We start from the raw sequence: 16,179 nt of genomic DNA, 5'->3' as shown, positions 1-16,179 counted from the left end.
TTACTTGATAGTTTCGCTGTTAGACTTGAAGAAACGGACTTTTTTGCCGTCTTCGAATCTAAAGCCTACACGGTCAGCCTTACCAGTTGCCGCGTTGAACAGTGCAACGTTAGAAACCTGAATAGCAGCTTCTTTTTCAACGATGCCGCCTGGTTGATTCAGGGCCGGGACCGGCTTCTGATGTTTCTTAACCAGGTTGATACCTTCAACGATGACCTTACCAGAAGACAGGACATTCTTAACTTTACCGCGCTTACCTTTATCTTTACCGGTTAACACGATAACTTCGTCGTTACGACGGATTTTAGCTGCCATTGTTCGCTCCTTAGAGTACTTCTGGTGCCAGAGAGATAATTTTCATGAACTTTTCAGTACGAAGTTCACGAGTTACCGGCCCAAAAATACGCGTACCGATAGGCTGCTCACTGTTATTGTTCAGAATAACGCATGCATTACCATCGAAGCGAATGACAGAACCGTCCGGGCGACGAACACCCTTCCTGGTGCGCACCACTACCGCCTTCAGGACATCACCTTTTTTGACTTTACCACGAGGAATTGCTTCCTTGATGGTAACTTTGATGATGTCACCGACGCCTGCGTAGCGACGGTGCGAGCCACCCAGAACCTTGATACACATTACGCGACGTGCACCGGAGTTGTCGGCGACGTTCAGCATAGTCTGTTCTTGGATCATTTTAGTGCTCCGCTAATGTCAACTACTACTTCGGGACCTAAACCTCAGGTCGTTAGAAAGCCCCATAATTGAGGGCGCGGCATTGTAACACCGGTTCTCACAGATGGGTAGAAAAAATAAACGGCTCTCAATCGAGCCGCTGATTTTCCCTGATGACAGGGAGGGCGTATTCTAGGGAATAGTGCGAACAGTAGCAAATGTAATCTGCCTTATTTTTCGTCGCCTTCCAAATTAAGTGCCCTTCTGACTCAATCAACCAGCTTTCTGGCTAGTTGGTTATGCTGACGCAGTACGGCTGGCAGGTCAATTCCGGCCAGTTCTCCGTTACGCACCCTGACTTTACCGTTAATGATGCTGTAAGCGACCTGGCCGGGATTACAGAATACCAGCGCAGCAACGGGATCGTGCCCTGCCCCGGCAAGACCAATGCGATTGAGGTCAAAAATAGCCAAATCAGCCATCATGCCCGGCGCAATAGCGCCCACGTCATTGCGATTCAGCACTTTTGCTCCCCCCAGCGTCGCCAGTTCGAGTGCCTGACGCGCCGTCATCGCATCCGGGCCGAACCCCACGCGTTGCAGCAGCATGGCCTGACGTACTTCTGCCATCATATCTGCGCTGTCATTGGAGGCAGAACCATCCACCCCCAAACCGACATGTACTCCGGCATCGCACATGTGCCTTATCGGCGCAATGCCCGAGCCGAGACGCATGTTTGAGCACGGACAGTGCGCGATACCTGTCCCTGTACGCGCAAATAACTCAATACCGGGCTGATCCAGTTTGACGCAGTGTGCATGCCAGACATCCGGGCCTACCCAGCCGAGGTCTTCAACATACTGCGCGGGTGTCATGTTGAACTTTTCGCGGCTATATTGGATATCACTGTCATTCTCCGCCAGATGCGTATGCAGAGAGACGTTGAAGCTGCGTGCCAGTGCTGCGGATTGCTTCATCAGCTCACGGCTGACCGAGAACGGTGAACATGGCGCAACCACAATGCGTAGCATCGAGCCATAGCTGTCATCGTGATAGCGCTCAATCACCCGCTGCGTATCCTTCAGAATGGCTGCTTCACTCTCAACCAGCGAATCGGGCGGCAGGCCACCCTGGGATTGACCGACACTCATGCTGCCCCGGCTCGCATGGAAACGCATACCCATTAAGGATGCGGCTTCAATGCTGTTGTCAAGCTTACAACCATTAGGGTAAACATAGAGGTGGTCACTGGTGGTGGTGCAGCCGGAGAGGATCAGCTCGGCCATTGAGACCTGCGTTGACACCTGAATCATCCCGGGCGTTAAATTCTGCCACAGTGGATAGAGGTGAGTCAGCCAGTTGAACAGTTCACCATTTTGCACCGCAGGAATAGCGCGGGTCAGGCTCTGGTACATATGGTGATGCGTATTGATCAGGCCTGGAATAACAATGTGTCCCTGGAGATCAATCACCTCGTCGGCGTTATCAGGTAATGAGTCTGCTTCTCCAACCGCAGCAATTTGATTTCCTTTTATCAAAATACTGGCGTGTCGTATTTCCTGACGGTCAGCATCCATGCAGACCACATAGTCGGCATTCTTCAGTAACAGCGTTCGTGTCATAAACTTGCCTGTGGGTTGTCAGTGGTTATGTGCTATCCGATATTAGCGGCAAGTTTTTGGCTGAGACAATAGCAGGCAGTGCAGTGACAGTTGCTGGGGTGACAGGTAGTGCGGTGAACGGTGAAAACGTTCAACGGTAGCCGACACAATCAATCATGACTCTCCATTTTCAAGACTCATCACTTCCCTGGCGATGATAAACCGCTCGCTCCCGTGTGGCATTTTCAGGTCGCATTGACTGATGAACCGCAGGACCCACGGGCTCCCCGTTAAATTTGTGAACGCTCTCAGACTTGTACAACCACTGGCATGAATGGAACAGGCCAGATACCAGGCAAAAAAAAACCCCCTGCCGAAGCAGAGGGTTTCTCAGAAAAAACAATTCTTATTACAGAACCGCTTTCTCGATTACGCGAACCAGGGTCCAGGATTTAGTCTTGGACAGTGGACGGCATTCGCGGATTTCTACCACGTCACCAATTCCACATTCATTGTTCTCGTCATGGATGTGCAGCTTAGTCGTACGTTTGATGAATTTGCCGTAGATCGGGTGTTTCACAAAACGTTCGATAGCAACAACTGCAGATTTCTGCATTTTGTCACTTACTACACGACCCTGCAGAGTACGGATTTTATCGGTCATTACGAACCCGCCTTCTCAGTCAGTAAAGTCTTAACGCGTGCAACATCACGGCGCACCTGTTTCAGCAGATGGGTCTGCTGCAGTTGGCCAGATGCTGCCTGCATGCGCAGGTTAAATTGCTCACGCAGCAGATTAAGCAGCTCAGTGTTCAGCTCTTCAACGCTTTTTTCACGCAGCTCTGTTGCTTTCATTACATCACCGTCTTAGTTACAAAGGTGGTTTTGATAGGCAGTTTTGCTGCTGCCAGCTTGAATGCTTCACGGGCCAGCTCTTCTGGTACGCCGTCCATTTCATACAGGACTTTACCAGGCTGGATCAGGGCAACCCAATACTCTACGTTACCCTTACCTTTACCCATACGCACTTCCAGCGGCTTCTCGGTGATCGGTTTGTCCGGGAATACTCGGATCCAGATCTTACCTTGACGCTTAACTGCACGGGTCATAGCACGACGTGCTGCTTCGATCTGACGAGCAGTCAGACGACCACGGCCAACAGCTTTCAGACCGAAAGTACCGAAGCTGACATCCGTACCCGCAGCCAGACCGCGGTTACGGCCTTTGTGCACCTTACGGAATTTCGTACGCTTTGGTTGTAACATCAGCGACTCTCCTTACTTACGGCCTTTACGCTGCTGCTTTTTAGGTTGAGCAGCCGGTTCCGGTTGTTCAACAGCAGCCATACCACCCAGGATCTCACCTTTGAAGATCCATACCTTAACGCCGATTACACCATAAGTGGTGTGCGCTTCAGAGGTGTTGTAGTCAATGTCAGCACGCAGTGTGTGCAATGGCACGCGACCTTCACGATACCATTCGGTACGTGCGATCTCGGCGCCACCCAGACGGCCGCTAACTTCGACTTTAATACCCTTCGCGCCAAGACGCATGGCGTTCTGAACCGCACGCTTCATAGCACGACGGAACATCACACGACGCTCCAGCTGTGAAGTGATGCTGTCAGCTACCAGTTTCGCGTCCAGTTCCGGCTTGCGGACTTCGGCGATATTAATCTGTGCAGGAACGCCAGCGATTTTCGCGACGACCGTGCGCAGTTTTTCTACATCTTCGCCTTTCTTACCGATGACGATGCCCGGACGAGCGGTGTGAATAGTCACACGGATGCTCTTCGCAGGACGCTCGATAACGATACGAGAGACAGATGCTTTAGCCAGTTCCTTAGTCAGGAACTGACGTACTTTAAAATCGCTGTCCAGGTTGTCAGCGAATTCATTGGTGTTCGCAAACCAGGTAGAGTTCCATGGTTTTACAATACCCAGGCGAATACCATTAGGATGTACTTTCTGACCCATTGCTAGTCTCCAGAGTCTCAGCGATCGGACACAACCACAGTAATGTGGCTGGTGCGCTTCAGGATGCGATCTGCACGACCTTTGGCACGCGGCATAATGCGTTTCATGGTCGGACCTTCATCAACGAAAATTTTCGTGATTTTCAGATCGTCGATATCAGCGCCATCGTTGTGTTCGGCGTTAGCAATGGCAGATTCCAGAACTTTTTTGACCAGTACAGCCGCTTTCTTATTGGTGTAGGTCAAAATGTCCAGTGCCTGCGACACTTTCTTACCGCGAATCAGGTCAGCAACAAGGCGAACCTTCTGAGCAGAAGAACGAGCGTGGCGATGTTGAGCTAAAGTTTCCATCTCTTCCTCCTACTTATTTCTTCTTGGCTTTTTTATCAGCCGCGTGACCGCGATAAGTACGTGTCGGCGCGAATTCACCCAGTTTGTGACCAACCATTTCGTCGGAAACAAAGACAGGAACGTGCTGACGACCATTATGGACAGCGATGGTCAAACCGATCATGTTAGGAAAGATCGTTGAACGACGGGACCAAGTGCGCAAAGGCTTCTTGTCACCGCTTTCCACCGCTTTCTCTACCTTCTTCAGCAAGTGCAGGTCAATAAAAGGACCTTTCTTGAGAGAACGTGGCATGGCTTATCCTCTAATATTATTTGCTACGGCGACGTACGATAAACTTATCGGTACGCTTGTTGCTACGGGTCTTCTTACCTTTGGTCTGAACGCCCCACGGAGTTACCGGGTGCTTACCAAAGTTACGACCTTCACCACCACCGTGCGGGTGATCAACTGGGTTCATCGCGGTACCACGAACGGTCGGACGAACACCACGCCAACGGGCTGCACCGGCTTTACCCAGAACGCGAAGCATGTGCTCAGCGTTGCCGACTTCGCCCAGTGTTGCGCGGCAGTCAGACTCGACTTTACGCATTTCACCTGAACGCAGACGCAGGGTAACGTAAGAACCTTCACGAGCAACGATCTGCACGTAAGCACCAGCTGAGCGAGCAATCTGACCGCCTTTGCCTGGTTTCATTTCTACGTTATGCACGGTTGAACCCACCGGGATGTTACGCATCGGCAGAGTGTTACCTGCTTTGATCGCAGCATCAACGCCAGATTGAATCTGGTCGCCGGCTTTCAGGCCTTTAGGGGCCAGGATGTAACGGCGCTCGCCGTCTTTGTACAGAACCAGTGCGATGTTCGCAGAGCGGTTCGGATCGTACTCAAGACGTTCAACAACTGCCGGGATACCATCTTTGTTGCGTTTGAAGTCAACAATACGGTAAGCCTGCTTGTGACCACCACCGATATGACGGGTAGTGATACGACCATTGTTGTTACGGCCACCGGATTTGCTGTTTTTTTCTACCAGCGGGGCGAATGGTTTGCCCTTGTGCAGCTCCGCGTTTACCACTTTAACTACATGGCGACGACCCGGAGATGTCGGTTTACATTTAACAACTGCCATTGTCTTTCTCCTCCGACTTACTCAGCGCCGCCAGCGAAGTCCAGATTCTGGCCTTCTTTCAGGGTGACGTAAGCTTTTTTCCAGTCGCTACGACGACCGATACGCTGTCCTTGACGCTTAACTTTGCCCTTAACTACCAGGGTGTTTACGTCTTTAACTTCTACTTCGAACAGTTTCTCAACAGCAGCAACGATCTCTGCTTTGGTCGCGTCATTAGCAACTTTGAGAACGATGGTATTGGTTTTTTCCATCGCGCTAGATGCTTTTTCAGATACGTGCGGCGCGCGCAGTACTTTCAGCAGACGTTCTTCACGGATCATGCCAGCATCTCCTCAACTTGCTTAACTGCATCAGCAGTCATAACGACTTTGTCGAAGGCGATCAGGCTAACTGGGTCGATACCGGATGCATCACGCACGTCAACCTTGTACAGGTTACGCGCAGCCAGGAACAGATTCTCATCCAGTTCACCGGTGATGATCAGCACGTCTTCCAGAGCCATGTCTTTCAGTTTCTGTACCAGCAGCTTGGTTTTCGGTGCTTCTACAGCAAATGATTCGACAACGATCAGACGATCTTGACGTACCAGTTCGGACAGGATGCTTTTCAGCGCGCCGCGGTACATCTTTTTGTTAACTTTTTGACTGTGGTCCTGTGGCTTCGCAGCAAAGGTCACACCACCTGAACGCCAGATTGGGCTCTTTACAGAACCTGCACGCGCACGGCCGGTGCCTTTTTGACGCCATGGCTTTTTGCCTGAACCAGTTACTTCGGCGCGAGTTTTCTGCGCACGAGTACCCTGGCGGGCGCCAGATGCGTAAGCAACAACAACCTGGTGAACCAGCGCTTCGTTGAAATCACGACCGAAGGTAGTTTCGGAAACAGTCAGCGCGCTCTGCGCGTCTTTCAATACTAATTCCATTGCTATCCCCTTACGCCTTCACAGCTGGTTTAACGATCAGGTCGCTACCGGTAGCACCGGGAACTGCACCTTTAACCAGCAGCAGGTTGCGCTCAGCGTCAACACGTACCACGTCCAGACTCTGAACGGTTACGCGCTCATTACCCAGCTGACCTGCCATTTTCTTGCCTTTGAACACTTTGCCCGGAGTCTGGTTCTGACCGATTGAACCCGGAACGCGGTGAGACAAGGAGTTACCGTGAGTAGCGTCCTGGGTACGGAAGTTCCAGCGCTTAACGGTACCGGCGAAACCTTTACCTTTTGAGGTACCGGTTACGTCAACTTTTTTAACTTCAGCGAAAATTTCAACGCTGATGCTCTGACCTACAGAGTATTCTTCACCTTCAGCGGTGCGGAATTCCCACAGGCCACGGCCAGCTTCAACGCCAGCTTTAGCAAAATGACCAGCTTCAGGTTTGGTCACACGGTTTGCTTTTTTAGCACCGGTGGTAACCTGAATTGCCTGGTAACCATCGTTTTCCAGGCCTTTGACCTGAGTAACGCGGTTCGCTTCAACTTCGATTACGGTGACGGGGATAGAAACGCCATCTTCAGTGAAGATGCGGGTCATGCCCACTTTTTTACCGACTAAACCAATCATTGTTTCAACCTCTCAATCGCTCGATGACCTGATTAACCCAGGCTGATCTGCACGTCAACACCGGCAGCCAGATCCAGACGCATCAGAGCATCAACGGTTTTTTCAGTTGGCTCAACGATGTCTACCAGACGCTTGTGAGTGCGGATTTCGTACTGATCACGCGCATCTTTGTTAACGTGCGGAGAGATCAGAACAGTAAAACGCTCTTTGCGGGTTGGCAGCGGGATTGGACCACGAACCTGCGCACCAGTGCGCTTGGCGGTCTCAACGATTTCCGCGGTTGATTGATCGATCAGACGATGATCAAACGCTTTAAGACGGATACGGATTCTTTGGTTCTGCATGAGACCAGAGCTCCAAACTTTTTATAGACGAAAAAAATTACTACTCGAGCCCATTACGATTGATGGGAGAGTGTAATCGTTCAGCATATAACTCCACAATTGGGAGTATTGTCAGGCGGCCTAAAATTCAGCCGTCTGCGATTCTGCTCGAATCGCGCCTGCAATATCTGCAGGCCCGCGCATTATACGTAAATCTGTTCAGGAAGCAACCCGTGTTGCGCTTTTCCCTGCTAAATAGTGGCCGACGTGTGAGGCGCGCGTCGCAGTGAACTGCTTTAAGGCTGATAAATCATGGATTCAATTGTGAGCACATTTCCGGGGTTCCTCATTCGCAGATGACACAGAACAGCAAGCCGGTGAGAGTGTTCGTCACCTTTTACCTGGAGCATAACCATGTCCCTGCCCTTTATTACTCAAATCGCTGTTCTGGCTGGCGGAGGTGCATTAGGAAGCTTTCTGTCTCTGGCCTGTGCGCGCTTCTCTCCTGCCCTCCCTCCTGACCAGTGGTTTGCCTCACTCTGCTTCCCCGGGTCACGGTGCACCCATTGTCAGCAGCGCCTGCTATGGCGCGATAAACTGCCTCTGGTCAGCTGGCCAGTCTTAAAAGGACGGTGTCGTTTCTGCAATCAGCTATTCAGCGAATCGAGCTTTGTCATGGAATGTCTGACTGCAATGCTCTGTCTGCTGGTGCTACAAAGCTTTACCCATTCTGCAGACGCGATTTTTATTATTGCGGCCTCTGGCCTGTTGCTACTGGTGGCGGCTATTGATTGTCGCCACTACTGTATACCCGACCCGCTGAGCTATCTGCTGCTCTGGCTGGGATTACTGCACGCCTCACTAACCGGAAATGAAACAGCGGCGATATGGGGCGCCCTGACTGGATACTGTGCGTTGTGGCTGCTTGCCTGGGGCTATCGGCTGGTAAGGGGGTTTGAAGGATTAGGCTATGGCGATATCAAGCTTTTTGCAGCGCTAGGTGCCTGCTGTGGCTGGCAGGCATTACCCTGGATTGCGCTGGGTGCTACAGTTCTGGCGTTAGCGACCATCGTGATGTTGCAACGACGGGGCGTAGTCCAGATGGACAGCCCGCTACCCTTTGGGCCGTTCCTGGCCATTGCGGGCTGGGTGATGCTTGTACTTCAGGCGCGGTTCACTCTTCTTTGATTTGAGCCTGCAAATAGTTCTGGATGCCCATCCTCTGGATGAGCTCAAGCTCCGTCTCAATCCAGTCGATGTGGTGTTCTTCATCCGCCAGGATTTCAATCATCATGTCACGGCTGACGTAATCATGAACTTTATCAGCATAGGAGATCGCTTCACGAAGATCTTTAGCGCCTTCCAGCTCCAGATTCAGGTCTGAACTCAGCATCTCCTCAACGTCTTCTCCAATACGCAGACGTCCCAGATCCTGAAGATTTGGAATGCCTTCAAGAAAAAGAATGCGCTCAATATATTTGTCAGCATGCTTCATCTCATCGATTGATTCGTGATACTCCACATCATTGAGGCGCATCAGTCCCCAGTTTTTAAACATGCGTGCATGCAGAAAGTACTGGTTGATAGCAACCAGTTCATTTCCAAGCAGTTTATTGAGATGACTAATAACTTTGATATCACCCTTCATTGTTAACCCTCCGCGTCTGATTTATTAGAGCGTAGATGCGGTTAAAAAGAAGTCAAAAAAGCGTGAAAGATATTGTGGGTATTCACACACCGATGTTCGTCAGGCTATCTCTTTATAGAGTGGCGGATTTTGCATCTCTTCATCCAGGATTTCACGCGCAGCACGAACGCATTTGCCGCATTGTTTGCCTACTGGCACAAACTGACGCAGTTGCTGGATAGACTCAGGCTGATAGCGACGCACGACTTCACGAAGGGTTTTATCACTGATGGCATTACAAAGGCAGACGTACATTGATTCATCACTCTGGTACATTTTCTATACACAGTGTAAATGCGAATAGTTTTTATTTCAAACCCACCCTTTGCAGGGTTATGGCTTATTCAGAGCAAAAAAAAAGAGCACCGAAGTGCTCTTTTATCTGTGTTGCAGTGGCCGTTTGCACGACTACAGCAGATATCACAATTAAGCGATAACTTTAGCAACAACACCCGCGCCAACGGTACGGCCGCCTTCGCGGATTGCGAAGCGCAGACCTTCGTCCATTGCGATTGGGTGGATCAGGGTAACAACCATTTTGATGTTGTCGCCTGGCATGACCATTTCAACGCCTTCTGGCAGCTCTACTGAGCCGGTTACGTCAGTTGTACGGAAGTAGAACTGTGGACGATAGCCTTTGAAGAACGGAGTATGGCGACCACCTTCGTCTTTAGACAGAACGTAAACTTCTGACTCGAACTGGGTGTGTGGCTTGATTGAGCCTGGCTTAGCCAGAACCTGGCCACGCTGGATGTCTTCACGCTTGATACCGCGCAGCAGAACACCACAGTTTTCGCCTGCCTGACCCTGGTCCAGCAGCTTACGGAACATCTCAACACCGGTACAGGTTGATTTCGCAGTATCTTTGATACCAACGATTTCAACTTCGTCGCCGACTTTAACGATGCCGCGCTCAACACGACCGGTAACAACAGTACCACGGCCAGAGATTGAGAATACGTCTTCGATTGGCAGCAGGAACGGCATGTCGATCGCACGCTGTGGTTCTGGGATGTAGTTATCCAGATGCTCAGCCAGTTCGATGATTTTCGCTTCCCACTCAGCTTCGCCTTCCAGCGCTTTCAGAGCAGAACCACGAACGATTGGAGTGTCGTCGCCTGGGAAGTCATATGCTGACAGCAGGTCACGAACTTCCATTTCTACCAGTTCCAGCAGCTCTTCATCATCAACCATGTCACACTTGTTCAGGAACACGATGATGTAAGGAACGCCAACCTGACGACCCAGCAGGATGTGCTCACGGGTCTGTGGCATTGGGCCATCAGTCGCAGCAACAACCAGGATCGCGCCGTCCATCTGCGCAGCACCGGTGATCATGTTTTTCACATAGTCGGCGTGGCCTGGGCAGTCAACGTGCGCATAGTGGCGGGTTGGGGTTTCATACTCAACGTGTGAAGTGTTGATGGTGATACCACGTGCTTTCTCTTCTGGTGCGTTATCGATCTGATCGAATGCACGAGCCTGGCCGCCGTAAGTTTTAGACAGTACGGTGGTGATAGCTGCAGTCAGGGTGGTTTTACCGTGGTCGACGTGACCGATGGTGCCCACGTTTACGTGCAGTTTGTTACGCTGAAATTGCTCTTTCGCCATGGCGATAATTCCTTACGTTGTGCCTTCACCCTTTAGGTGAAGGCATCAGTTCAAATTTAAACCGTAGCTTATTTGCTACGAGCTTCAATAACGGCCTGCGCTACGTTGTTCGGCGCATCGTCATACTTCAGGAACTCCATGGAGTAAGAAGCACGACCTTTGGTCAGAGAACGCAGCTGAGTTGCGTATCCGAACATCTCAGACAACGGAACTTCAGCGTGAATCTGAACGCCAGTAGCGTTAGATTCCTGCCCTTTAAGCATACCACGACGACGGCTAAGGTCACCGATGACATCACCCGTGTTCTCTTCTGGCGTTTCAACTTCAACCTTCATGATAGGCTCAAGCAGGACTGGTGTCGCTTGTTTAAAGCCTTGTTTGAAGGCAATAGACGCGGCCAGTTTGAACGCCAGTTCTGAGGAGTCAACATCGTGGTAAGAACCGAAGTGCAGACGCACGCCCAGATCCACAACCGGATAGCCGGCCAGAGGGCCTGATTTCAGCTGTTCCTGAATACCTTTGTCAACCGCAGGGATGTATTCACCAGGAATCACACCACCTTTGATATCGTTGACGAATTCGTAACCTTTCGGGTTAGAACCTGGCTCCAGTGGGTACATGTCGATAACAACATGACCGTACTGACCACGACCACCAGACTGCTTGGCGTGTTTACCTTCAACATCGGTAACTTTGTTACGAATCGCTTCACGATAAGCAACCTGTGGTTTACCCACGTTCGCTTCAACGTTGAACTCACGCTTCATACGGTCAACGATGATGTCGAGGTGCAATTCACCCATACCAGCGATGATGGTCTGGTTAGATTCTTCATCAGTCCATACGCGGAATGATGGGTCTTCTTTCGCCAGACGGCCCAGAGCCAGACCCATTTTTTCCTGGTCAGCTTTGGTTTTCGGTTCAACGGCGATAGAGATTACCGGCTCCGGGAACTCCATGCGCTCAAGGATGATGACGTTATCTGGGTCACACAGGGTGTCACCAGTGGTCACATCTTTCAGGCCGATCGCAGCTGCGATATCACCCGCACGAACTTCTTTAATCTCTTCACGCTTGTTAGCGTGCATCTGAACGATACGGCCCAGACGCTCACGGTTTGATTTAACCGGGTTGAATACGGTATCACCCGTGTTAACAACACCAGAGTAAACGCGGAAGAACGTCAGGTTACCCACGAATGGGTCGGTAGCGATTTTGAACGCCAGTGCAGCAAACGGCTCGTTGTCATCAGAGTGACGAACAGCCGGCGTGTCTTTACCGTCGTCCAGCATACCGTTAATCGCGGTAACGTCAGTCGGTGCTGGCAGATATTCAACAACTGCATCCAGCATCGCCTGAACACCTTTGTTCTTAAATGCAGAACCACAGGTTACCAGGATGATTTCGTTGTTCAGAACACGCTTACGCAGAGATGTTTTGATCTCTTCTTCAGTCAGTTCTTCACCACCGAAGAATTTCTCCATCAGCTCATCAGAGCCTTCAGCAGCGGCTTCAACCAGCTTCGCATGCCATTCTTCAGCCAGTTCCTGCATATCAGCTGGGATATCTTCGTAGTCGAAGGTTACACCCTGATCTGCGTCGTTCCAGTTGATTGCTTTCATTTTCACCAGGTCAACAACACCGGTGAATTTCTCTTCTGCGCCGATAGCCAGCTGCAGAGGAACTGGAGTCGCGCCCAGACGAACTTCCATCTGTTTAACAACTTTCAGGAAGTTAGCACCCATGCGGTCCATTTTGTTAACGAACGCAATGCGTGGAACTTTATATTTGTTAGCCTGACGCCATACGGTCTCAGACTGTGGCTGAACGCCACCAACTGCACAGTAAACCATTACCGCGCCATCAAGCACACGCATAGAACGTTCAACTTCGATGGTGAAGTCAACGTGTCCTGGGGTGTCGATGATGTTGATGTGGTGTGGTTCGAACTGCTTTGCCATACCAGACCAGTAACAGGTGGTCGCAGCGGAAGTGATGGTAATACCACGTTCCTGTTCCTGCTCCATCCAGTCCATGGTTGCTGCGCCGTCATGTACTTCACCGATTTTGTGGTTTACACCGGTGTAGAACAGAACGCGTTCGGTAGTGGTAGTCTTACCGGCGTCGATGTGCGCACTGATACCGATGTTACGGTAGCGGGCAATGGGTGTTTTACGAGCCATTTGATTCCTCTGATTCTCGGGCGTTCAAGGTAAGTCGACCCCAGCGGGTTGGCTGATTGAGCGCCCGCTGGTTTAACTACGTGGTAATTACCAACGGTAGTGTGCGAACGCCTTGTTGGCTTCTGCCATGCGGTGAACGTCTTCACGTTTCTTCACTGCAGTACCTTTGTTCTCTGCAGCATCAGAAAGTTCGTTCGCCAGGCGAAGAGCCATTGATTTATCACCGCGTTTACGAGCAGCATCTACGATCCAGCGCATTGCCAGAGCATTACGACGAACCGGGCGGACTTCAACTGGTACCTGATAAGTAGAACCACCAACGCGACGTGACTTAACTTCGACAGTCGGACGCACGTTTTCCAGGGCTACTTCAAAAGATTCCAGTGCGTTTTTACCTGAACGCTGAGCCAGGGTCTCGAGCGCGGTATAAACGATTGATTCTGCAGTAGATTTTTTACCATCTACCATCAGGATATTTACAAATTTGGCCAGCAGCTCTGATCCGAACTTAGGATCTGGCAGAATTTTACGCTGACCAATGACGCGACGACGTGGCATGGAAATACTCCGTTGTTAATTCAGGATTGTCCAAAACTCTATGAGTTTATTATGACATTTAATTTAAAACGTTTGGCCTTACTTAACGGAGAACCATTAAGCCTTTGGCTTCTTCACGCCGTACTTGGAGCGAGCCTGCTTACGGTCTTTAACACCTGAGCAGTCAAGCGCGCCACGAACGGTGTGGTAACGCACACCTGGCAGGTCTTTTACACGACCGCCACGGATCAGGATCACGGAGTGTTCCTGCAGGTTATGACCTTCACCACCAATGTAGGAGGTAACTTCAAAACCGTTGGTCAAACGCACACGGCAGACTTTACGCAGTGCGGAGTTTGGTTTCTTAGGAGTGGTGGTGTACACACGAGTACAAACGCCACGTTTTTGCGGGCAAGCTTCCAGCGCCGGCACGTTGCTCTTTGCAACTTTGCGGACGCGTGGTTTGCGAACCAGCTGGTTAACTGTTGCCATTAAATAGCTCCTGGATTTGCTTTTGCTTCGTAAACACGTAATAAATCGCCTCGTAGAATTACGAGGAGGCAGAATTTTAGGGCTGAGTCAAAGGGGTGTCAAGAAATAACCAGGTTTTAGCCGATTACCACACGATTTGTTGCTGATGCCTGATCGTTAGCGTGACAAAGCCATTATAGTCTATTGACTGTACGCTGCTCGAAATTTGTCCAGCGAGACCGCGAGCCTGAACATCTTCGTCCAGCACCCACAGCTTCAGGTCGCTCTCTGAGAGCCGCATTAATGCACGGCTTCCGGTTAAGGCGGCCAGCACTCCATCCTGCAACAGCAGCAGGTCATCCCCGGCGCCCGCCATTAAAAGCAGAGTATCAAGATCACTGTAGGCCGGTGAATGCATTAAAGTGTGCAGCATTAACGTCTCTTAGAAAGTAAGAATGCGATCGTAGCTGGCCAGCATCTGCCGCAGTGCCGGCGCGTCCAGCAGGGTAACATCCAGCAACCGGTCAGCGTCAACCTTTAACCCCCGCGCAATCAGGGAGTCCTGGCAGAGATAGCACTGTTCAATGTCATACAGCGGCAGCACGCCAAAGGTCGCGGCATAGTGACGGCTCTTAATCGTCTCTGGTTGCTGATGAAGATTAAGCTGCAATACGCCATCACCAATAAAAAACAGGCCGATATCGTCACTGAGCGCGCCCGTGGCCAGCGCGGCATCCAGCCCTTCGCGCCCTGCACTGCTGCCGTGCGGCGCACGGGTAAAAACAAATGCGACACGATTCATCAGAACTGCACCATGCGTTCACAGCTCAGCGCGGCTTCCGCCAGCGCACCCAACCCACTCAGGGTAAAACCCGGCTGCAGGTTACTGCCCGCCAGCTGGAGCCGGTCCGCTTCCTGCGAATCGCTGACGCCGCGACGCAGCGCGGCCGCGACACAGATGTTCAATGCCACACCGTGCTCCTGATGCAAGGCCTGCCACGCACGTACAAGGTCAAATTCATCACTGGCAGGCGCGGTGAGCTGGTTAGCATTCAGCACCCCTTCGCGATAGAAGAACACGCTGTCGAGTTGATGGCCCGCCGTCAGCAGTGCACGGGCGAACAGGTATGCACTGGTCGCCTGTTGCGTCCCATAAGCCGGGCCGGTCACCATCAGGGTGTAGCGCATTACCGATCCTGTCCCACAAAGTCGCCATTTTTAAACTGACGGATGTAGAGATAGACAGTGTGTTTCGAAATGTTCAGCCGATCCGCAACCTGGTTGATGGCATCTTTGATGTCGAAGATCCCCTTCTCATACAGGTTCAGCACAATCTGACGATTCTTGGCGTTGTTCGATACATTGCGGTCAGCACTCACCTCTTCAATGGTGAACTCCAGCGTCTGCATCACCAGATCATCAACCGAACTGGCGAAGTTGACATTGGAGTCAACCTGCTGCATCTCGGGTGGCATAAAGGTCGACATGATTTGTGAAAACGGCACATCAAGGTTCATGTTGATGCAGAGCAGGCCAATGACCCGTTGCTGACGGTTGCGAATCGCAATGGTGACAGACTTCATCAGCACGCCGCTTTTGGCGCGCGTAAAATAGGCACGGGAGACATTGCTGTCCGCGCCATGCATGTCGTGCAGCATACGCAGGGCTAAATCAGTGATAGGCGAACCGACTTTACGACCGGTGTGTTCTCCATTGGCGATACGTACGGCCGAACACTTAAGATCTTCAAGCGAATGCAGGACAATTTCACAATGCGAGCCGATCAGCATCGCCAGGCCATCCACGACAGCCTCGTACGATTTCAGAATATCGTAATCGGATTGTTCGAACGGGCGCTGCTCCAGAAGATCGAAGTCGCTCAGTTCACCCGGATTGAATGGATTAGACATTGAAGAGTATCACCCTGAATGGCTGGAGCCTGTCACAGCGGCTTATGGGCAGACTCAATATTGGGATAATTAGGCAGGCATTAGTCTGGCAAATGTCGTCGGCTTATGCCAGAGGTTTGTCGTGAAGCTAAAATGAAACCGCCGCCCGGAGGCGGCGGTCAG

The 16,179-nt window shown here is 51.2% G+C and carries 25 protein-coding genes; 1 reads left to right on the top strand and 24 read right to left on the bottom strand.

All coding sequences use genetic code 11. The features are described 5' to 3' along the window. From rplX to rpsJ, 14 genes are all read right to left on the bottom strand, one after another. The gene (gene rplX / locus EE896_RS02180) at nt 1-315 is read right to left on the bottom strand and encodes a 50S ribosomal protein L24 (RefSeq protein ID WP_003850150.1); all 315 of its coding nucleotides are present in this window, start codon (nt 313-315) and stop codon (nt 1-3) included. 10 nt (nt 316-325) lie between these two features. Continuing rightward, on the bottom strand, nt 326-697 hold the full coding sequence (gene rplN, locus EE896_RS02175; protein WP_006120590.1) for a 50S ribosomal protein L14: 372 nt from the start codon (nt 695-697) through the stop codon (nt 326-328). Between the two features lie 248 nt (nt 698-945). Continuing rightward, a complete protein-coding gene (locus EE896_RS02170) occupies nt 946-2,298 on the bottom strand; it encodes an 8-oxoguanine deaminase (RefSeq protein WP_140916232.1) in 1,353 nt (450 codons plus the stop codon). 388 nt (nt 2,299-2,686) lie between these two features. Continuing rightward, entirely contained in the window at nt 2,687-2,941 is a 255-nt protein-coding gene (rpsQ, locus tag EE896_RS02165; protein ID WP_003850147.1) for a 30S ribosomal protein S17, read from the bottom strand. Continuing rightward, entirely contained in the window at nt 2,941-3,132 is a 192-nt protein-coding gene (rpmC, locus tag EE896_RS02160) for a 50S ribosomal protein L29 (protein WP_003850146.1), read from the bottom strand. Before rpmC ends, rpsQ begins: the two co-directional genes overlap by 1 nt. Beyond that, complete coding sequence (gene rplP, locus EE896_RS02155) at nt 3,132-3,542, bottom strand: 50S ribosomal protein L16 (RefSeq protein ID WP_008927134.1); 411 nt, start codon at nt 3,540-3,542, stop codon at nt 3,132-3,134. Before rplP ends, rpmC begins: the two co-directional genes overlap by 1 nt. Nucleotides 3,543-3,554: 12 nt before the next feature. Next, nucleotides 3,555-4,253, bottom strand: a complete 699-nt coding sequence (gene rpsC, locus EE896_RS02150) for a 30S ribosomal protein S3 (protein ID WP_008927135.1) — start codon at nt 4,251-4,253, stop codon at nt 3,555-3,557. Between the two features lie 17 nt (nt 4,254-4,270). Further along, nucleotides 4,271-4,603, bottom strand: a complete 333-nt coding sequence (gene rplV / locus EE896_RS02145) for a 50S ribosomal protein L22 (protein WP_008927136.1) — start codon at nt 4,601-4,603, stop codon at nt 4,271-4,273. 13 nt (nt 4,604-4,616) lie between these two features. After that, nucleotides 4,617-4,895 carry a 30S ribosomal protein S19 gene (rpsS, locus tag EE896_RS02140; RefSeq protein ID WP_001138115.1) on the bottom strand — a complete coding sequence of 93 codons (279 nt, stop codon included), beginning with the start codon at nt 4,893-4,895 and terminating at the stop codon, nt 4,617-4,619. Nucleotides 4,896-4,911: 16 nt separating this feature from the next. Next, a complete protein-coding gene (gene rplB, locus EE896_RS02135) occupies nt 4,912-5,733 on the bottom strand; it encodes a 50S ribosomal protein L2 (RefSeq protein ID WP_008927137.1) in 822 nt (273 codons plus the stop codon). A 17-nt stretch (nt 5,734-5,750) separates the two neighbouring features. Beyond that, complete coding sequence (gene rplW, locus EE896_RS02130) at nt 5,751-6,053, bottom strand: 50S ribosomal protein L23 (protein ID WP_003850708.1); 303 nt, start codon at nt 6,051-6,053, stop codon at nt 5,751-5,753. Beyond that, nucleotides 6,050-6,655, bottom strand: coding sequence for a 50S ribosomal protein L4 (gene rplD / locus EE896_RS02125; RefSeq protein WP_003850711.1), 606 nt, complete (start codon nt 6,653-6,655; stop codon nt 6,050-6,052). The genes rplW and rplD overlap by 4 nt, the downstream gene beginning before the upstream one ends. A gap of 10 nt (nt 6,656-6,665) precedes the next feature. Beyond that, complete coding sequence (gene rplC / locus EE896_RS02120; protein WP_003850712.1) at nt 6,666-7,295, bottom strand: 50S ribosomal protein L3; 630 nt, start codon at nt 7,293-7,295, stop codon at nt 6,666-6,668. Nucleotides 7,296-7,327: 32 nt separating this feature from the next. Next, a complete protein-coding gene (rpsJ, locus tag EE896_RS02115; protein WP_001181005.1) occupies nt 7,328-7,639 on the bottom strand; it encodes a 30S ribosomal protein S10 in 312 nt (103 codons plus the stop codon). 393 nt (nt 7,640-8,032) lie between these two features. Here rpsJ and EE896_RS02110 point away from each other — a divergent pair, with 393 nt between their 5' ends. Continuing rightward, nucleotides 8,033-8,806 (top strand): prepilin peptidase, encoded by a 774-nt coding sequence (locus EE896_RS02110; RefSeq protein WP_003850715.1) that lies wholly within the window; start codon nt 8,033-8,035, stop codon nt 8,804-8,806. Here the strand turns inward: EE896_RS02110 and bfr are convergent. The 10 genes from bfr to EE896_RS02060 all read right to left on the bottom strand — a co-directional run bounded on the left by bfr (nt 8,793) and on the right by EE896_RS02060 (nt 16,017). After that, on the bottom strand, nt 8,793-9,266 hold the full coding sequence (gene bfr / locus EE896_RS02105) for a bacterioferritin (RefSeq protein WP_008927139.1): 474 nt from the start codon (nt 9,264-9,266) through the stop codon (nt 8,793-8,795). The two genes, EE896_RS02110 and bfr, sit on opposite strands and share 14 nt — an antisense overlap. Before the next feature lie 99 nt (nt 9,267-9,365). Continuing rightward, complete coding sequence (gene bfd / locus EE896_RS02100) at nt 9,366-9,560, bottom strand: bacterioferritin-associated ferredoxin (RefSeq protein WP_008927140.1); 195 nt, start codon at nt 9,558-9,560, stop codon at nt 9,366-9,368. Between the two features lie 171 nt (nt 9,561-9,731). After that, complete coding sequence (gene tuf / locus EE896_RS02095; protein ID WP_105099977.1) at nt 9,732-10,916, bottom strand: elongation factor Tu; 1,185 nt, start codon at nt 10,914-10,916, stop codon at nt 9,732-9,734. 68 nt (nt 10,917-10,984) lie between these two features. Then, on the bottom strand, nt 10,985-13,099 hold the full coding sequence (fusA, locus tag EE896_RS02090) for an elongation factor G (protein WP_003852908.1): 2,115 nt from the start codon (nt 13,097-13,099) through the stop codon (nt 10,985-10,987). Nucleotides 13,100-13,186: 87 nt separating this feature from the next. Then, the gene (gene rpsG / locus EE896_RS02085) at nt 13,187-13,657 is read right to left on the bottom strand and encodes a 30S ribosomal protein S7 (protein WP_003852909.1); all 471 of its coding nucleotides are present in this window, start codon (nt 13,655-13,657) and stop codon (nt 13,187-13,189) included. 96 nt (nt 13,658-13,753) lie between these two features. Then, nucleotides 13,754-14,128: a 30S ribosomal protein S12 gene (gene rpsL / locus EE896_RS02080; RefSeq protein WP_003852912.1), complete on the bottom strand. Its 375-nt coding sequence runs from the start codon at nt 14,126-14,128 to the stop codon at nt 13,754-13,756. Between the two features lie 124 nt (nt 14,129-14,252). Continuing rightward, a complete protein-coding gene (tusB, locus tag EE896_RS02075) occupies nt 14,253-14,540 on the bottom strand; it encodes a sulfurtransferase complex subunit TusB (RefSeq protein WP_140916373.1) in 288 nt (95 codons plus the stop codon). 9 nt (nt 14,541-14,549) lie between these two features. Beyond that, the gene (gene tusC / locus EE896_RS02070) at nt 14,550-14,909 is read right to left on the bottom strand and encodes a sulfurtransferase complex subunit TusC (protein WP_008926258.1); all 360 of its coding nucleotides are present in this window, start codon (nt 14,907-14,909) and stop codon (nt 14,550-14,552) included. Beyond that, on the bottom strand, nt 14,909-15,295 hold the full coding sequence (gene tusD / locus EE896_RS02065) for a sulfurtransferase complex subunit TusD (protein WP_008926259.1): 387 nt from the start codon (nt 15,293-15,295) through the stop codon (nt 14,909-14,911). Before tusD ends, tusC begins: the two co-directional genes overlap by 1 nt. Further along, nucleotides 15,295-16,017, bottom strand: coding sequence for a helix-turn-helix transcriptional regulator (locus EE896_RS02060; RefSeq protein WP_003852919.1), 723 nt, complete (start codon nt 16,015-16,017; stop codon nt 15,295-15,297). Before EE896_RS02060 ends, tusD begins: the two co-directional genes overlap by 1 nt. Between the last annotated feature and the right edge of the window lie 162 nt (nt 16,018-16,179).

Origin of the sequence: Pantoea eucalypti (genome assembly GCF_009646115.1) — a bacterium.
Taxonomy (GTDB): domain Bacteria; phylum Pseudomonadota; class Gammaproteobacteria; order Enterobacterales; family Enterobacteriaceae; genus Pantoea; species Pantoea eucalypti.
Note: the sequence above shows the minus strand (reverse complement) of the source record. Positions and strands in the feature narration are given on the sequence as shown.

Excerpts from the sequence above, each read along its gene's own strand:
- rplN (WP_006120590.1), bottom strand. The coding sequence starts at position 697 with ATGATCCAAGAACAGACTATGCTGAACGTCGCCGACAACTCCGGTGCA.
- fusA (WP_003852908.1), bottom strand. The coding sequence starts at position 13,099 with ATGGCTCGTAAAACACCCATTGCCCGCTACCGTAACATCGGTATCAGT.
- EE896_RS02060 (WP_003852919.1), bottom strand. The coding sequence starts at position 16,017 with ATGTCTAATCCATTCAATCCGGGTGAACTGAGCGACTTCGATCTTCTG.
- tusC (WP_008926258.1), bottom strand. The coding sequence starts at position 14,909 with ATGAATCGTGTCGCATTTGTTTTTACCCGTGCGCCGCACGGCAGCAGT.
- rpsS (WP_001138115.1), bottom strand. The coding sequence starts at position 4,895 with ATGCCACGTTCTCTCAAGAAAGGTCCTTTTATTGACCTGCACTTGCTG.
- rplV (WP_008927136.1), bottom strand. The coding sequence starts at position 4,603 with ATGGAAACTTTAGCTCAACATCGCCACGCTCGTTCTTCTGCTCAGAAG.
- rplP (WP_008927134.1), bottom strand. The coding sequence starts at position 3,542 with ATGTTACAACCAAAGCGTACGAAATTCCGTAAGGTGCACAAAGGCCGT.
- rplW (WP_003850708.1), bottom strand. The coding sequence starts at position 6,053 with ATGATCCGTGAAGAACGTCTGCTGAAAGTACTGCGCGCGCCGCACGTA.
- rplD (WP_003850711.1), bottom strand. The coding sequence starts at position 6,655 with ATGGAATTAGTATTGAAAGACGCGCAGAGCGCGCTGACTGTTTCCGAA.
- rplC (WP_003850712.1), bottom strand. The coding sequence starts at position 7,295 with ATGATTGGTTTAGTCGGTAAAAAAGTGGGCATGACCCGCATCTTCACT.
- tusB (WP_140916373.1), bottom strand. The coding sequence starts at position 14,540 with ATGCTGCACACTTTAATGCATTCACCGGCCTACAGTGATCTTGATACT.
- rplB (WP_008927137.1), bottom strand. The coding sequence starts at position 5,733 with ATGGCAGTTGTTAAATGTAAACCGACATCTCCGGGTCGTCGCCATGTA.
- rpsJ (WP_001181005.1), bottom strand. The coding sequence starts at position 7,639 with ATGCAGAACCAAAGAATCCGTATCCGTCTTAAAGCGTTTGATCATCGT.
- tusD (WP_008926259.1), bottom strand. The coding sequence starts at position 15,295 with ATGCGCTACACCCTGATGGTGACCGGCCCGGCTTATGGGACGCAACAG.
- EE896_RS02110 (WP_003850715.1), top strand. The coding sequence starts at position 8,033 with ATGTCCCTGCCCTTTATTACTCAAATCGCTGTTCTGGCTGGCGGAGGT.
- rpmC (WP_003850146.1), bottom strand. The coding sequence starts at position 3,132 with ATGAAAGCAACAGAGCTGCGTGAAAAAAGCGTTGAAGAGCTGAACACT.
- EE896_RS02170 (WP_140916232.1), bottom strand. The coding sequence starts at position 2,298 with ATGACACGAACGCTGTTACTGAAGAATGCCGACTATGTGGTCTGCATG.
- rpsC (WP_008927135.1), bottom strand. The coding sequence starts at position 4,253 with ATGGGTCAGAAAGTACATCCTAATGGTATTCGCCTGGGTATTGTAAAA.
- bfr (WP_008927139.1), bottom strand. The coding sequence starts at position 9,266 with ATGAAGGGTGATATCAAAGTTATTAGTCATCTCAATAAACTGCTTGGA.
- bfd (WP_008927140.1), bottom strand. The coding sequence starts at position 9,560 with ATGTACGTCTGCCTTTGTAATGCCATCAGTGATAAAACCCTTCGTGAA.
- rpsG (WP_003852909.1), bottom strand. The coding sequence starts at position 13,657 with ATGCCACGTCGTCGCGTCATTGGTCAGCGTAAAATTCTGCCAGATCCT.
- rpsQ (WP_003850147.1), bottom strand. The coding sequence starts at position 2,941 with ATGACCGATAAAATCCGTACTCTGCAGGGTCGTGTAGTAAGTGACAAA.
- rpsL (WP_003852912.1), bottom strand. The coding sequence starts at position 14,128 with ATGGCAACAGTTAACCAGCTGGTTCGCAAACCACGCGTCCGCAAAGTT.
- tuf (WP_105099977.1), bottom strand. The coding sequence starts at position 10,916 with ATGGCGAAAGAGCAATTTCAGCGTAACAAACTGCACGTAAACGTGGGC.
- rplX (WP_003850150.1), bottom strand. The coding sequence starts at position 315 with ATGGCAGCTAAAATCCGTCGTAACGACGAAGTTATCGTGTTAACCGGT.